This is a genomic window from Candidatus Phytoplasma sp. AldY-WA1, assembly GCF_020312115.2.
GTDB lineage: Bacteria > Bacillota_I > Bacilli_A > Acholeplasmatales > Acholeplasmataceae > Phytoplasma > Phytoplasma vitis.
On the sequence record NZ_JAHRHX020000103.1, the window covers coordinates 1 to 1472 of the forward strand.

Below are 1472 nucleotides of genomic sequence, written 5' to 3' on the forward strand. Positions count from 1 at the left end.
TTTATTTTGATACTTCCTTAATTTTTTTACGTAGTTCCAATTAAACAGAGGCCAAGTATCACATTTAGTTTTGGTTTTGGTTTCGTATTTGATTCCAAAACTTTTTCCTATTTGATATCTCTTCCGCGCTTTCGCAAGTGAACTTTTATCCTTTCCAGCAAGAGTTTTTAATAAAGAATATGTCGCGTAATAATACCATTTGCCTAATTGAGCGATGTTTGAAATATAACTATACTAATTTATGTATCCATTCATGATGGCTTTATAAGTTCTTATTATTTCTAGTTTCTCAAAGCATATTAAGGATTTATCGTGGATAATTTTATTATTCTTATCTATCCATCCTATTTCTTTAGCTTTTTTCTCAATTAGTTTTTTATCTATTTTAAGTTGTGGTTTTCCATTTAGACTGGATCTCGTTAATTTGTTTTTAAGTTCTCCTTTTGTTGGTTTCACTGATAACTCGTATCCTAAAAATTTAATTCCTTTCTTCGTCTTTTGAATCTTTGATTTATCGTTTGAAACTTTTAATTTCAAATTTCCTTCAATAAATTCAACTACCATTTTCTTAATTTGATGTGGTAATATCTTACTTTGACAACTTATCCCAATAATGAAATCATCTGCATATCTTAAATATTCGATTCGAATTGGTTTTTGTTTGTAGCATTGTGTTGTTCTCAATTCTTTTCTTAATTTTTTAATCTCTTTCTTATCCTTTTCCTTCTCAGCTTTCTTTATATTCCTATATATTTTCCCATATATAGGATTATCTTCTACTTTCAGAAATTTGGATAGTTCTTTTTGGAGGTTCTTTATGTATTTATCTAGTTCGTTTAATACGATGTTTGATAAGATGGGTGAAATAATTCCTCCTTGAGGTGTTCCCTCTATGGTTTTTATGTATTGTCCTTGTTTCATGACTCCACTTTTTACCATTTTAGTAACTAGTCTTTTGACTTTATATTTTGAGATGTCTTTGTCGATGATTTCATATAGCACTTTATGATTTACCGTGTCAAAAAATTCTTTTAAATCAATTTTAATAAACCAATTAATCCCTTTAAATCTTTGTTGAAAGCGTTTTAGGCAATCGTGAGTTGATTTTTCAGGTCTGAATCCATAACTGAATTCAGAGAATTTCGGTTCGTAATATGCTTCCAACTGTTTTCTTATTACCTCTTGGACCGTCCTATCTTTGATGGTAGGAATTCCTAAAGGTCTTAGTTTACCGTTTGGTTTTGGGATTTCTATTCTTTTTACTGGTGAAGGTTCATATGTTCCTTCTCTGGCCTCTTTATTCCATTTTTGAAGTTTCTTTAAATCTACTCCATCAATAGTTTGGAAGTCTATCCCAGCTGTACCTGCTCCTTTATTGGTTGCCACTTTTTCAAAAGCTACATCGTAGTTTATAATATTATTGGTTAACCATTGATAAGTTCGCTTCGATACGTTCTTGTTGTTTTTTGATT

General features: G+C 30.1%; 1 protein-coding gene. It reads right to left on the reverse strand.

Annotation, left to right across the window (positions count from 1 at the left end):
• Nucleotides 1–234: 234 nt before the first annotated feature.
• On the reverse strand, nucleotides 235–1472 hold a 1238-nt coding region (locus KTO59_RS04245; RefSeq protein WP_284928814.1), incomplete at its 5' end, for a reverse transcriptase domain-containing protein.